This is a genomic window from Lelliottia nimipressuralis, from assembly GCF_041464075.1.
Classification (GTDB): Bacteria; Pseudomonadota; Gammaproteobacteria; order Enterobacterales; family Enterobacteriaceae; genus Enterobacter; species Enterobacter nimipressuralis.
This window is the reverse complement of sequence record NZ_CP167172.1, coordinates 2,979,697-2,992,992: the sequence shown is the minus strand read 5'-3', so window position 1 is coordinate 2,992,992 and position 13,296 is coordinate 2,979,697. Positions and strand designations below refer to the sequence as shown.

The 13,296-nt window shown below is 58.8% G+C and carries 11 protein-coding genes; 8 read left to right on the top strand and 3 right to left on the bottom strand.

Annotation, left to right across the window (positions count from 1 at the left end; genetic code table 11):
• Window positions 1-44: 44 nt before the first annotated feature.
• Complete coding sequence (locus ACB496_RS14335) at window positions 45-599, bottom strand: GNAT family N-acetyltransferase (protein ID WP_100779541.1); 555 nt, start codon at window positions 597-599, stop codon at window positions 45-47.
• Window positions 600-703: 104 nt separating this feature from the next.
• Window positions 704-2,461, bottom strand: a complete 1,758-nt coding sequence (gene dld / locus ACB496_RS14330) for a D-lactate dehydrogenase (RefSeq protein ID WP_371972904.1) — start codon at window positions 2,459-2,461, stop codon at window positions 704-706.
• A 187-nt stretch (window positions 2,462-2,648) separates the two neighbouring features.
• Between dld and bglX the strand changes: the two genes are divergently transcribed.
• From bglX to ACB496_RS14290, 8 genes are all read left to right on the top strand, one after another.
• The gene (gene bglX, locus ACB496_RS14325; RefSeq protein ID WP_319418158.1) at window positions 2,649-4,946 is read left to right on the top strand and encodes a beta-glucosidase BglX; all 2,298 of its coding nucleotides are present in this window, start codon (window positions 2,649-2,651) and stop codon (window positions 4,944-4,946) included.
• A 304-nt stretch (window positions 4,947-5,250) separates the two neighbouring features.
• A complete protein-coding gene (locus ACB496_RS14320; protein WP_371972903.1) occupies window positions 5,251-6,582 on the top strand; it encodes a glycoside hydrolase family 28 protein in 1,332 nt (443 codons plus the stop codon).
• Window positions 6,579-8,132 (top strand): MFS transporter, encoded by a 1,554-nt coding sequence (locus tag ACB496_RS14315; RefSeq protein WP_371972902.1) that lies wholly within the window; start codon window positions 6,579-6,581, stop codon window positions 8,130-8,132. Before ACB496_RS14320 ends, ACB496_RS14315 begins: the two co-directional genes overlap by 4 nt.
• A complete protein-coding gene (locus tag ACB496_RS14310; RefSeq protein ID WP_371972901.1) occupies window positions 8,129-9,364 on the top strand; it encodes an MFS transporter in 1,236 nt (411 codons plus the stop codon). Before ACB496_RS14315 ends, ACB496_RS14310 begins: the two co-directional genes overlap by 4 nt.
• A gap of 70 nt (window positions 9,365-9,434) precedes the next feature.
• Window positions 9,435-10,352, top strand: coding sequence for an ABC transporter substrate-binding protein (locus ACB496_RS14305; protein ID WP_100779547.1), 918 nt, complete (start codon window positions 9,435-9,437; stop codon window positions 10,350-10,352).
• 12 nt (window positions 10,353-10,364) lie between these two features.
• Window positions 10,365-11,522 (top strand): ABC transporter permease, encoded by a 1,158-nt coding sequence (locus tag ACB496_RS14300; protein ID WP_371972900.1) that lies wholly within the window; start codon window positions 10,365-10,367, stop codon window positions 11,520-11,522.
• The gene (locus ACB496_RS14295) at window positions 11,515-12,465 is read left to right on the top strand and encodes an ABC transporter ATP-binding protein (RefSeq protein WP_129036056.1); all 951 of its coding nucleotides are present in this window, start codon (window positions 11,515-11,517) and stop codon (window positions 12,463-12,465) included. The genes ACB496_RS14300 and ACB496_RS14295 overlap by 8 nt, the downstream gene beginning before the upstream one ends.
• Window positions 12,449-13,186 carry an ABC transporter permease gene (locus tag ACB496_RS14290; RefSeq protein ID WP_102104118.1) on the top strand — a complete coding sequence of 246 codons (738 nt, stop codon included), beginning with the start codon at window positions 12,449-12,451 and terminating at the stop codon, window positions 13,184-13,186. The genes ACB496_RS14295 and ACB496_RS14290 overlap by 17 nt, the downstream gene beginning before the upstream one ends.
• Here the strand turns inward: ACB496_RS14290 and ACB496_RS14285 are convergent.
• The gene (locus ACB496_RS14285; RefSeq protein ID WP_100779551.1) at window positions 13,161-13,274 is read right to left on the bottom strand and encodes a protein YohO; all 114 of its coding nucleotides are present in this window, start codon (window positions 13,272-13,274) and stop codon (window positions 13,161-13,163) included. The genes ACB496_RS14290 and ACB496_RS14285 overlap by 26 nt on opposite strands.
• Window positions 13,275-13,296 lie beyond the last annotated feature (22 nt).

Sequence of the window (13,296 nt, the reverse complement as noted above, 5' to 3'; positions counted from 1 at the left end):
CGGGCAGGCGCAGTGCCGCCCGGCAAAACGTTTTGCCTCGCGAATTACTCCGGCAGCGTCCAGTCACCGTCGTTCAGGGGGCGCTGCATTATCAGCGTATCCCGCCAGTTTCCCTTCTTATAGCCCACGCTTCTTAACTGCCCGGCCACCTCGAAACCATGCTTTTTATGCAGCCGAATCGAACCGGCATTGTTATGCCCGTCGCCGACCACGGCAATCATCTGCCGCCACGGACCCTGCTCACAACGTTCAATCAGGGCATCCATCAGCGAGCTGCCAAAACCTCGTCCGGTGGCGCTGGCATCCACATAGATCGACTCTTCAAGCGTATAGCGATAGGCAGGGCGCGCGCGATACAGCGCCGCATAGCAGTATCCCACCACCACGCCGCGATAGAGCGCCACCAGCCACGGCAAACCATCGGCGGCAATCGTGCTCATGCGCTGGCGCATCTCTTCGATGGTGGGGGGAACTTCTTCAAACGATGCACGCCCGTTCAGCACATGCCAGGCGTAGATCGCGGCAATGGCATGTACGTCGTCAGGTTGGGCGTCGCGCACCTCGACTTCGGAAGCGGACAGGATATCAACGGCCGACATGATGGGCGGACTCCTCAGGAAAAAAAAGCCGGAGAAGCGGTTCTCCGGCGGGGTGAGATTACTCTAGTACGATTGTTACTGGCTTAACAATAATTTCAGTGTGGCTATAGTGTTTGATCAGAGGGTTGCGTCTCGTCGCGCTCTGTCTGCGTCGCCTCTTTCCAGTATTTATGCTTCGTCGTCTTACCAATGCCGGGATTCATGCTGTTTGTCGGGTCATTCTCGCGATAAAAACGTTTAAGCGTTTCTGGCGCTTCATACAGGTGTCCGACGTTATGTTCGGCCGGGTATTGTGCCCCGCGCGCGCGCAGCAGTTCGAGCATCTGCTCCTTCAGGGCATGCGCATCAACGCCTTTTTTGACGATGTAATCCTGGTGGAAAACGTGGCACATAAAGTGGCCGTAGTAGAGCTTATGCACCAGCTTACTGTCGATTTCCGGCGGCAGGTGTTCAAACCACTCCGTATCGTTACGACGCAGGGCGATATCCAGCGCCAGAATATCTTCCACTTCGTCGGCGTGAACCGCCTGATAGCGAATCGCGGCGCCCGCAGCTGCGAAGCGGTGTAAGAACGCCTTGTTGCCTTCTTCCGGCGTACAGGCAAAGAAATCGCCCTCGGCAGTTTTAAAGTAATCCGCCAGCCAGGTTTGCGCCTCGGCAATCCCGTCGCCCGACATTTTCAGCAGCAGGTGGTGTTCGTACTTATCGCGCCAGCTCTTCATGCGCGGCGGCAGGTGCGCCGGGAAAGCCGTGCCCAGCTTCTGCATAAAGCGATCGGTGAAGTGCGGTTTGAACAGAGACACTTTACCGAGCATGGCGTCAGCGCGGCCTTTCATCGTAAAGAAGAACGGCATTTTGTCGGTGCCGAGCTTGTCGATCATCAGGAAGGTGTCTTTGCCGTAGCGCTCGGCGATATCGTAAATATCGCGATGCATGTACTCACCCGCGACCGGCAGATTCGTGAACTCGCCCAGAATATGACGACGGATCTCGGTCAGCACCTCCGGCTGGTTGGTGCCGATATAAAAGACCTGCTGATTTTTCTGCGCCGGGAAGGTGTCCAGACGTACGGCAAACACCGCCAGTTTGCCCGCGCAGCCGGAAGATTCGAACAGACGATCCGGATCGGCGTTATAGCGCGCCGGGGTATCGGCTTCAATGTCGCGCACGCGTTCGACGTAATCGTGATCGTGGGCGTGACGGCCATCGTGCTGCACGTCAGCGTCGTTCACACGCTCGTCGTCGAGCTTGCTGAGGATCTGCTCCGGCGTGACACCCAGGTTGATCCCCAGATGATTCACCAGCTGTAATTTTCCGTTCTCATCAATGCGTGCAAACAGGGACATTTCCGTGTACGCCGGGCCGCGCTGCACCAGCGAACCGCCGGAGTTGTTGCAGATCCCGCCGATCACCGACGCGCCAATGCAGGAGGAGCCAATCACCGAGTGCGGCTCGCGACCCAGCGGCTTGAGCGCTTTTTCCAGCGAATAAAGGGTCGTGCCAGGATAGGCCAGCACCTGCTCACCTTTGTCCAGCAGATGCAGTTTATCGAGACGCAGGGTGCTGATAATGACGATATCCCGGTCGTAATCATTGCCGTTTGGCGTCGAGCCTTCCGTCAGGCCGGTATTGGCCGCCTGCATCAGAATGATTTTGTCGGCGTTGACGCAGGCGCTCAGCACACGCCACAGCTCCAGCAGCGTGCCGGGAAAGACTACCGCCAGCGCTTCACCCTGGCCGGAACGGAAGCCCTTGCGATAGCGGGCGGTTTTTTCCGGGTCCGTCAGCAGGTGTGAGTGACCGACCAGGCGAGACAGTTCGTTAATAAAAGTGTTGTTATTTTGTGTGCGAACAGAAGTCATCTTCCACTCCTTGTGGTGGGGCAAATTTCTCGCTGTAAAGCATAGCGCGATTAACTGTTAAGCGAACAAGTATTCATGAGAAAAATCAGAGAATAACCCTGCAAGGTTGAAAGGGTTTGTGGCACACTGCGCTTTTCGCACGGTCTGGCCGAGTTTTCCGGCGGTTGATGATGAGAGAGTACAACACATGAAATGGCTTTGTTCTGTAGCTGTCGCAGTAAGCCTGGCGCTGCAACCCGCGCTGGCTGAAGATCTGTTTGGCAACCACCCATTAACCCCGGAAGCCCGCGACGCCTTCGTCACGGACTTGCTCACCAAAATGACGGTCGATGAAAAAATCGGCCAGCTGCGTCTCATCAGCGTCGGGCCGGATAACCCGAAAGAGGCGATCCGCGAGATGATCAAGGAGAGCCAGGTCGGGGCGATATTTAACACTGTCACCCGCGAAGATATCCGCAAAATGCAGGACCAGGTGATGCAGCTCAGCCGCCTGAAAATTCCGCTTTTCTTCGCCTACGATGTGGTCCACGGCCAGCGTACCGTCTTCCCGATTAGCCTCGGTTTAGCCTCTTCCTTTAACCTGGATGCGGTCAGAACCGTCGGGCGTATTTCGGCCTATGAAGCCGCCGATGACGGTCTGAACATGACCTGGGCGCCGATGGTCGACGTCTCGCGCGATCCGCGCTGGGGCCGCGCCTCAGAAGGCTTTGGCGAAGACACCTATTTAACCGCCACCCTCGGCAAAACCATGGTCGAAGCGATGCAGGGCAAAAGCCCGGCGGATCGGTACTCGGTGATGACCAGCGTAAAACACTTTGCCGCCTACGGCGCGGTAGAGGGCGGGAAAGAGTACAACACCGTTGACATGAGCTCGCAGCGCCTGTTCAACGACTATATGCCGCCGTACAAAGCCGGGCTGGACGCGGGCAGCGGCGCGGTGATGGTGGCCCTGAACTCCCTCAACGGCACCCCGGCGACCTCCGATTCCTGGCTGCTGAAAGACGTACTGCGCGACCAGTGGGGCTTCAAAGGCATTACCGTGTCCGATCACGGCGCGATTAAAGAGCTGATCAAACACGGCACCGCCTCCGATCCGGAAGACGCCGTGCGCGTGGCGCTCAAAGCCGGTATCAACATGAGCATGAGCGACGAGTATTACAGCAAATACCTGCCTGATCTGGTGAAAACCGGCAAAGTGACCATGGCAGAGCTGGACGACGCCACCCGCCATGTGCTGAACGTGAAATATGACATGGGGCTGTTTAACGATCCGTACAGCCACTTAGGGCCGAAAGAGTCCGACCCGGCGGATACCAATGCCGAAAGCCGTCTGCATCGTAAAGAGGCCCGTGAAGTGGCGCGCGAAAGTCTCGTGCTGCTGAAAAACCGTCTCGAAACGCTGCCGCTGAAAAAATCCGGCACCCTCGCCGTGGTTGGCCCACTGGCTGACAGCAAGCGTGACGTGATGGGCAGTTGGTCCGCTGCGGGCGTGGCCGATCAGTCCGTCACCGTACTCACGGGCATCAAAAATGCGCTGGGTGAAAAGGGCAAAGTGATTTACGCCAAAGGCGCTAACGTCACTAACGACAACGATATCGTCACCTTCCTGAACCAGTACGAAGAGGCGGTGAAGGTTGATCCGCGTTCGGCGAAAGAGATGATCGACGAAGCGGTTAACGCGGCGAAACAGGCTGATGTGGTGGTGGCGGTCGTCGGTGAAGCGCAGGGCATGGCCCATGAAGCGTCGAGCCGTACCGATATCACCCTCCCGCAGAGCCAGCGCGATCTGATCAGCGCCCTGAAAGCGACGGGTAAACCGCTGGTGCTGGTGCTGATGAACGGCCGCCCGCTGGCGCTGGTGAAAGAGGATCAGCAGGCTGATGCCCTGCTCGAAACCTGGTTCGCCGGGACCGAGGGCGGTAACGCCATTGCCGATGTACTGTTTGGTGATTACAACCCGTCCGGCAAACTGCCGATGTCCTTCCCGCGCTCAGTCGGCCAAATTCCGGTTTACTACAGCCACCTGAACACCGGTCGCCCGTACAACGCCGATAAGCCGAACAAGTACACCTCACGCTATTTCGATGAAGCCAATGGCCCGCTTTATCCGTTTGGTTATGGGCTGAGCTACACCACCTTCAAGGTTTCTGACGTGAAAATGTCTGCACCCACCCTGAAGCGTGACGGCAAAGTCACCGCCAGCGTGGAGGTGACCAACACCGGTAAACGCGACGGTGCCACGGTCATCCAGATGTACGTGCAGGATGTGACGGCCTCCATGAGCCGCCCGGTGAAACAGCTGCGCGGCTTCGAGAAGGTTGACCTGAAGCCGGGTGAGACCAAAACCGTGAGCTTCCCGATTGACGTCGATGCGCTGAAGTTCTGGAATCAGCAGATGAAATATGACGCGGAAGCGGGCAAGTTTAACGTCTTTATCGGCGTGGACTCTGCGCGAGTGAATAAAGGCGAGTTCGACCTGCTTTAACGACAAGAGACGAAACCCGCCGTTGTGCGGGTTTCGTGACGCATCCCGCAAGGTTTCGCGCCTTTCCTGCCTGATTGCTTTGATTCCCTCTTTTCTTGTCTCTTACTCGCCGTTAAATGTGACCTTTTTCACACTTCATTTTTATCCCACAGATGAAATCGTGAGGACGATCAAAACTCACTCCCGCCACACCCGGCAGGCGTGACTCTCTTCACTCTTCGCGAAAAAGCCCGGTAAACACGCCACAAACACGCCGCAGAAAAGCCGTGTAATGCCTGTCACATCACAGCTGACAGGTAATCACATGAAGCTCTCATTAGAAAACATCTCCCTCGATCGAAGCGGGTCGACCCCCGTCACCACCGCGCTGCAGGAACTCATCGATACGCTTGCCGTGAACGGAGGAGGCACGCTGGTGGTCACGCCAGGTATCTACCTGACCGGAACGCTGGTGCTGCCGTCGAATTTCACCCTGCATCTGGAAGCGGGCGCGCGCCTGCTCGCCAGCCAGAATGTGGATGATTACCGCGCCGCAGAAACCCAAAGCACAGCCGAGCTGTCGCGCATGGCGCTCATCTACGCCCGTGATGCGCGCAACCTGACGCTCAGCGGCGCGGGTTGCATCGACGGCAACGCCACGGCCTGGTTTGCCGCAGAGATGGATGACCAGGGGTATCGTCAGCCGAAACCTCAGCGCCCACGCCTGCTGGTGCTGGAAGGGTGCGAACAGGTACGCCTGACGGATATTACCCTGTGCGACTCGCCGATGTGGACCGCGCATCTGGTGAGCTGCAACCATGTTTTCATCCGCAATATCACCATTGATAACGATCTGGCGCTGGCTAACACCGACGCGCTGGACATCGACAGCTGTCAGCACGTGCTCATCAGCGACAGCTACTTCAGCGCCGCCGACGACGGCATCTGTCTGAAGACCACGGCCAAAGCGCCCGAACTCCAGCAGCCGATCGACAACGTCACGATCAGTAACTGCATCATTCGCTCCAAAAGCTGCGCAATCAAAGTCGGGACCGAGACCTTCGCCGACATCACCCATCTGGCGGTGAGCAACTGCGTGATTTTCGACTCCAATCGCGGCATCGGCCTGATCTCCCGCGACGGCGGCCATTTCAGCAAGATGAGCTTCAGCAACATTCTCTTCGACTGCCGCCACGGCCATCCGTGTCACTGGGGCAAAGCCGACCCGGTATTTATCTCCGTGCGCCATCGCGCGCCGGACATCACGCCAGGCACGATCAGCCAGATCACCTTCTCGGGCCTGAACGGGACGGGGGAGGGGGCGATAAATCTGCACAGCGAAACGCCCGGTGCGATCCGCGATATCACCTTCAACGGCCTGGCGTTCAGCCAGCTTGCCTCCCGTTCCGATGAACAGGGCTGCTACGACGTGCGCCCGCCGTGTAACCCAGAGCGCCCGACCGGAATGGGGCTGGACAATGCCTATCGCGTGAATACGCAAACCGGGCGCGCTCACGGCGTGGAGTTATATCCGCACGGGCTGCCAGCCCTTTACACCTGCGGCGTCGAAGGGTTGCATCTGCATGCCATCACCATTACGCGCCCGTCGCCGCTGCCTGCGGGCTGGGATACTGAAAAAATCCGGAGTGCAAAATGATCAAAAAAGTGCGGGAAATAAAGCTGCGGAACTACGTGTGCTACGGGCTGGCGGATGTGATTGGCTCAGGGGCCTTTACTTTGGTCAGCGCCTGGCTGCTGTTCTTCTTAACCACCTTTTGCGGCCTGACGCCGATCCAGGCCGGGTCCCTGTTTGCGGTGGCGAGAATTGTCGATGTGATCATGTGTCCGGTGATCGGCTATGTTTCTGATAACTTCCACAAAACGCGCCTGGGGCGCCGCTTTGGCCGTCGCCGTTTCTTCCTGCTGGCCAGTATTCCGCTGGTGTCGGTCTACAGCCTGCTGTGGGTGGAAGGGTTCAACTACTGGATGTACCTGCTGTTCTACATCCTGTTTGAAATCGTCTACACCATGATCATTATTCCGTACGACACGCTCTCGGCTGAGATGACGTCGGATTTCAAAAAGCGCTCAAAACTGACCAGCGCCCGTATGTATATCGCCCAGCTCGCAGGCTTTGCCGCGGCGTTCCTGCCGGGGCGTCTGGTGGCGTACTTCGGCCCGGACTCTTCCGACTCCTTCTTCTATACCGGGGCGATTTTCACCGTCTCCTTTATGATTGTGCTGTTCTTTGTCTATTTCGGCACCTGGGAGCGCTCGCTGGAAGAGATCCAGCAGAATGAGCACCACGACGAAGACGACGAAAAAGAGCCGTTCGCCACGCGCGCATACCATATCTATTACGATTTCGTCTCAACGTTAAAAATCAAAACCTTCCGCTCGCATCTGGGGATGTATCTCGGCGGCTCGGTGGCGCAAGACATTTTTAACTCGGTCTTTACCTACTTTGTGGTCTTCGCCCTGATGACCTCGTCTGTGATGGCCTCCAATCTGCTGGGCGTCGTAAACGGGCTGCAGTTCTTTGGTGTGGGGATTGCCACCTGGCTGACCCTGCGCTACTCCCCGTCGCGCGCCTTTGCGACCCAGGCCACGATGGCGCTGGTGGCGTTTGCCCTGTTTGTGTCCGCGTACTTTAGCGGCACCGGCGGGATGAGCCTGCTGTACGTCGGTGCGGCGGTCGCCGGGCTGGCGCGCGGCGGTATCTACGCTATTCCGTGGAATAACTACACCTTTGTCGCCGACGTGGATGAGATCCTCACCTGCCGTCGTCGCGAGGGGATTTTCGCGGGCTTTATGAGCCTGCTGCGTAAGGCGTCGCAGGCCCTGTCGATTTTCCTCGTCGGCGTGGCCCTGCAGATGTCCGGGTTTGTCTCCGGACAAAACGCCCAGCCGCAGTCGGCCATCAACATGATTTTAATCATCATGATTGTGCTGCCGGTCGCACTGACGCTGTGGGGGATCTGGTCGGCGTTCCAGTTTAAGGTCAACAGCCGTACCCACGCGATTCTGAACGAAGAAGTGGCGCGTCTGAAGCAGGGCGGCAGCAAGGCGACCGTCAGCGCGGAAAACAAAGCGGTGATCGAAAGCCTGACCGGTATGCCGTACGACCACTGCTGGGGGGAAAACAGCGTCGGCTATCTGAACCGTAAACGCATGAATGTGCGCGCACTGCGAGACAAAATGGCATGACGGAGCAGAGCGTATTTATCCAGCAGGGCCTGTGGGCCAGGCTGGGATTGCCCCGGGAACTGTGCTGGGGCTTTGTCGGGATTTTCCTGTTTATCACCGGCGCCACCATCGAGCAAAGCTGGCTGGCGTCGATGCTTCAGCATCGCGGTTTTGATGCCATGCACATCAGCCTGCTGTCATCGGTGTTTGGGCTGTGTGTCGCGGCGGTATCGTGGTTTTCCGGAATAGGCGCGGGCGTACTTGGCCTGCGTCGCCTGATGTGGGCCGCGACGCTGTTCTACTTTATCGGCTCAATTCCCTTTATCGCTTACGCGCTGCCGCAGGGAAATTATCCCCTGATGGTGGCGAGCTACGCCCTGCGCGGCGTGGCGTATCCGCTGTTTGCCTATTCGTTTCTGGTGTGGATTAACCAGCGCTGCGCGCCGGCTATTCTCGGGCGCGCCGTCTCCTGGTTCTGGATTGCGTTTGGCGTAGGCATGACCATCGTCGGGCCGTGGTACTCAAGCCTGCTGCTGCCCTTGATCGGCGAAACCTCGACGCTGCTGAGCGGGTTTATCTTTGTGGCACTCGGCGCATTCTGCGCGCTGGTGCTCAACCGCGATCGCCCGCACGTGCAAAGCAACGGGCATCTCGGCGCAGCCTTTGCCGAAGGGATGATGGTGCTGGTGCGCGAGCCGAAAATGCGCCTGGCGGTGATCGTCAAAACCATCAACGATATCGGCAAGTTTTCGCTGGTGATCCTGATGCCGGTCTACCTGCCGCGTTTCGGATTTAGCATCGCCGAGTGGCTGACTATCTGGGGGCTGGTGAACGTGGTCAATATCTTTGCCAGCTACTTCTTCGGCTGGCTCGGCGATACCATCGGCTGGCGCAACACGGTGGTTTGGTTTTCCGGCACCCTGTGCGGTCTGGCGATGCTGGCGGTGTGCTACGCGCCGGTACTGTTTGGTGACAGCGAAACGGCGCTGTTTCTGGCTCTGGCCCTGTACGCCATCGGGCTGGGTGCCTTTGGCCCGCTGAGCGCGCTGATTCCGTCCCTGCTGCCGGAGAACAAAGGCGCTGCCATCTCCTGCCTGAATCTCGGGTCGGGGCTGAGCAATTTTGCCGGTCCGCTTATCGTCACGCTCTGCGTTTCGCCGTTTGGCGTGGAGGGGACGTTGTGGGTGATCGCGCTGCTCTATTTTGCCGCCAGCCTGCTAACCGTTCCGCTGAGGTTGCCGGAAGAAGGATGATTCCTCAATTTTAGGCTACGCTTTTCTCTCAAGCCCCTGATAAAGGCGGCAAATTAATGAGGAAAGCAGAATGACAATCACAAAGGGGATATGGGGTTCAGCGGCGTTACTGGCGGCGCTGAGCCTGCCTTTACAGGCGGCAGAGCCGGTAAAGGTGGGGTCTAAGATCGATACGGAAGGGGCGTTGCTCGGCAATATCATCCTGCAGGTGCTGGAAAGCCACGGGGTGAAAACAGTCAATAAAGTCCAGCTGGGTACCACGCCCGTGGTGCGCGGGGCCATCACCTCCGGCGAGCTGGATATCTACCCGGAATACACCGGTAATGGCGCGTTTTTCTTTAAAGATGAAAACGATGCAGCGTGGAAAAATGCCAGCGCTGGCTACGAGAAAGTGAAAAAACTCGACGCCGAGCAGAACAAGCTTATCTGGCTGACGCCTGCGCCCGCCAACAACACCTGGACCATCGCCGTGCGCAAGGATATCGCTGAGAAAGGCAAACTGACCTCTCTTGACGATCTAAGTCGCTATCTGAAAGAGAAGGGCGATTTCAAACTGGCGGCCTCGGCGGAATTTATCGAACGTCCGGACGCGCTTCCGGCCTTTGAAAAAGCCTACGATTTTAAACTCGACCAGAGCCAACTGCTGTCGCTCGCGGGCGGTGATACGGCGGTGACGATCAAAGCTGCCGCTCAGAAAACCTCCGGCGTAAATGCGGCGATGGCCTACGGTACTGACGGCCCGGTGGCGGCGCTCGGTCTGCAAACCCTGACCGATCCGAAAGGCGTTCAGCCGATCTATGCTCCTACGCCTGTGGTGCGTGAAGCGGTGCTGAAAGCCTATCCGCAGATCGGCGACTGGCTGAAGCCGGTGTTTGAAACTCTCGATGAGAAAACCCTGCAACAGCTCAATGCGAGCATTGCGGTGGAAGGGCTGGATGCCAAAAAAGTGGCGGCAGATTATCTGAAGCAAAAAGGACTTGTGAAGTAACAGGATAATGCTGTGCCGATAACCTGTCATAACCGCGTACTGCTGCTGCTCGCGTTTGTCGCGCTGGCGGCGTGCGCGCTTCCGTTTGTGAACTTTGCCCCTAATCGGCTGGTGTCCGGCGAGGGGCTGTCCGTCTGGCAGGTGTGGGCGTTTTCGCCTCTCCTGCTGGCCCTGTCCCTTCTACTGGCTGCGGTGCTGGCGTTTTGCCGTGGGCGCTTGCCGCTCATTTTCACGCTGATCCTCTGCGAAGCGTTAGTTGTGCTGCTGACCTTGAGTGCCGGGCAGGCGGCGACGCATCTCGCCACCGCCGAAACACCGCTGGCGCGCACCTCGGCAGGCAGCGGGCTGTGGCTGTGGATGGCCCTGTGCCTGCTCGCCTGTAGCGATGCAATCCGCCGTCTGACGCAACACCCGCTCTGGCGCTGGCTGCTCCACGCGCAGATCTGGGTTCTACCGCTGGCGCTGCTGTTTAGCGGCGAACTGAATACCCTTTCTCTGCTCAAAGAGTACGCTAACCGGCAGGAAATTTTTAACGATGCGCTGTTGCAACATCTGACGATCCTGTTTGGCACGCTGGTGCCTGCGCTGCTTATCGGCGTGCCCATCGGCCTGTGGTGCTACCGCCACCCCACGCGTCAGGGACCGGTATTTACCGTGCTGAACGTGATTCAGACAATCCCTTCCGTGGCGCTGTTCGGCTTGCTGATTGCGCCGCTCGCCGGGCTGGTGAAAAGCTTTCCTGCGCTCGCCTCGCTCGGTATCGCCGGAACCGGACTGACGCCCGCGCTCATTGCGCTGGTGCTGTACGCGCTGCTGCCTCTGGCGCGCGGCGTGCTGGCGGGGCTAAGCCAGGTTTCCCCGGAGGTGCTGGAGAGCGCCAGCGCGATGGGGATGAGCGCCCGCCAGCGATTCTGGAAGATTCAGCTGCCGCTGGCACTGCCGCTGCTGCTGCGCAGCCTGCGGGTGGTGGCAGTGCAAACCGTGGGCATGGCAGTGATTGCGGCGCTGATCGGCGCTGGCGGCTTTGGGGCACTGGTATTCCAGGGCCTGCTGAGCAGCGCGCTGGATTTGGTCTTACTCGGTGTGATCCCTACCATCGCGCTGGCGGTGGTGGTGGATGCGCTTTTTGCCCTGTGGCTGGCCCTGCTGAAGGGGAAAAATGATGATTGAATTTCACGATGTGAACAAAAAATTTGCCGGGCAGATGGCTGTCAGCAACCTGAATCTGCGTTTTGAAGAAGGGGCCTTTTCGGTGCTGATCGGCACTTCCGGCTCGGGAAAATCGACCACCCTGAAGATGATCAACCGGCTGGTGGAGCATGATAGCGGGCTGATTCGTTTTGCCGGCGAGGAGATCCGCAGCCTGCCGGTGCTGGAACTGCGCCGCCGGATGGGGTACGCCATTCAGTCCATCGGCCTGTTCCCGCACTGGACGGTGGCGCAGAATATCGCCACCGTGCCGCAGCTGCAAAAATGGTCGCGGCAGAAGATTGCGGATCGCGTGGACGAACTGATGGCGCTGCTGGGGCTGGAGCCTGCCCTGCGCGAGCGCTATCCGCATCAGCTTTCCGGCGGGCAGCAGCAGCGCGTCGGCGTGGCGCGCGCGCTGGCCGCAAATCCTGAAGTGCTGCTGATGGATGAGCCTTTTGGCGCGCTGGACCCGGTTACTCGCAGCGCGCTGCAAACGGAGATGACCCGTATCCACCGCATTCTGGGGCGCACGATTATTCTGGTGACTCACGATATCGACGAAGCCCTGCGCCTCGCCGACCGCCTGGTTTTGATGGACAACGGCCAAGTGGTGCAGCAGGGGACGCCGCTGGAGCTGTTAACTCATCCGGCGACAGATTTTGTGCGCGAATTCTTTGGCCGCAGCGAACTGGGCGTACGCCTGCTGTCGCTGCGCACGGTCGGGGAGTATCTGCGCCGCGAAGATCCTGCCGTTAACGGCGAACCCCTTCAGGCGCAAATGAGCCTGCGCGATGCGCTCTCTGCGTTTGTCGCGAGGCAGTGCGAAGTGTTACCGGTGGTCGATGAGCACGGCGCGCCCTGCGGCACCCTGCATTTTCGCGATTTACTGGCAGGGGAGGTGGAACGTGAAATGGCTACGTGATCCGCTCCTGTGGCTGGTGCTGCTGTTTGTCGCGCTGCTGTGGCTGATGCCCTACAGCGGCGGGCTGTTTGGCGCGTTGTTTCCTGGCCTTCCGCGCCCCGTTTATCTGCAGGAAAGTTTTATCAGCCTGACGCTGGCCCATTTCTGGCTGGTGGGGATTTCAAGCGCCGTGGCGATTGTGATCGGCGTCGGGGCCGGGATTGCGGTGACGCGCCCGGCGGGCCGAGAGTTTCGCCCGCTGGTGGAGACCATTGCCGCTATCGGGCAGACGTTCCCGCCGGTGGCGGTACTGGCGATTGCGGTACCGGTGATCGGTTTTGGTCAGGAACCGGCGATCATTGCGTTGATTTTGTATGGCGTCCTGCCGATTTTACAGGCGACGCTGGCCGGGCTGACAGCGGTTCCGGCGGCGGTGAGCAGCGTGGCGGAAGGCATGGGGATGAGTGCGGGGCAGCGTCTGCGTAAAGTTGAGCTGCCGCTTGCCGCGCCGGTTATTCTGGCAGGTGTGCGCACGTCGGTAATCATTAATATCGGGACGGCGACCATTGCCTCAACGGTCGGGGCCAATACCTTAGGCACGCCGATCATTATCGGCCTGAGCGGGTTTAACTCGGCTTATATTGTGCAGGGTGCGGTGCTGGTTGCGCTGGCGGCGATCGTGGTTGATCGCGGATTTGAACGGCTGGCGCAGTATCTCAGCCGACACCGCCACGTACGATAAATGAGTAGCCAGCCAGCATTACACCGCCAATGCCGCTGATGGCCATTAAAGCGAAGAGGGTAATTACGGCCACTTTGGTTGCCTTCATAATGTGCTCCTTTTGTTAACCG

What these genes read in the sequence shown, in the direction of transcription:
- ACB496_RS14335 (WP_100779541.1), bottom strand. Translation starts at nt 599, where the DNA reads ATGTCGGCCGTTGATATCCTGTCCGCTTCCGAAGTCGAGGTGCGCGAC.
- dld (WP_371972904.1), bottom strand. Translation starts at nt 2,461, where the DNA reads ATGACTTCTGTTCGCACACAAAATAACAACACTTTTATTAACGAACTG.
- bglX (WP_319418158.1), top strand. Translation starts at nt 2,649, where the DNA reads ATGAAATGGCTTTGTTCTGTAGCTGTCGCAGTAAGCCTGGCGCTGCAA.
- ACB496_RS14320 (WP_371972903.1), top strand. Translation starts at nt 5,251, where the DNA reads ATGAAGCTCTCATTAGAAAACATCTCCCTCGATCGAAGCGGGTCGACC.
- ACB496_RS14315 (WP_371972902.1), top strand. Translation starts at nt 6,579, where the DNA reads ATGATCAAAAAAGTGCGGGAAATAAAGCTGCGGAACTACGTGTGCTAC.
- ACB496_RS14310 (WP_371972901.1), top strand. Translation starts at nt 8,129, where the DNA reads ATGACGGAGCAGAGCGTATTTATCCAGCAGGGCCTGTGGGCCAGGCTG.
- ACB496_RS14305 (WP_100779547.1), top strand. Translation starts at nt 9,435, where the DNA reads ATGACAATCACAAAGGGGATATGGGGTTCAGCGGCGTTACTGGCGGCG.
- ACB496_RS14295 (WP_129036056.1), top strand. Translation starts at nt 11,515, where the DNA reads ATGATTGAATTTCACGATGTGAACAAAAAATTTGCCGGGCAGATGGCT.
- ACB496_RS14285 (WP_100779551.1), bottom strand. Translation starts at nt 13,274, where the DNA reads ATGAAGGCAACCAAAGTGGCCGTAATTACCCTCTTCGCTTTAATGGCC.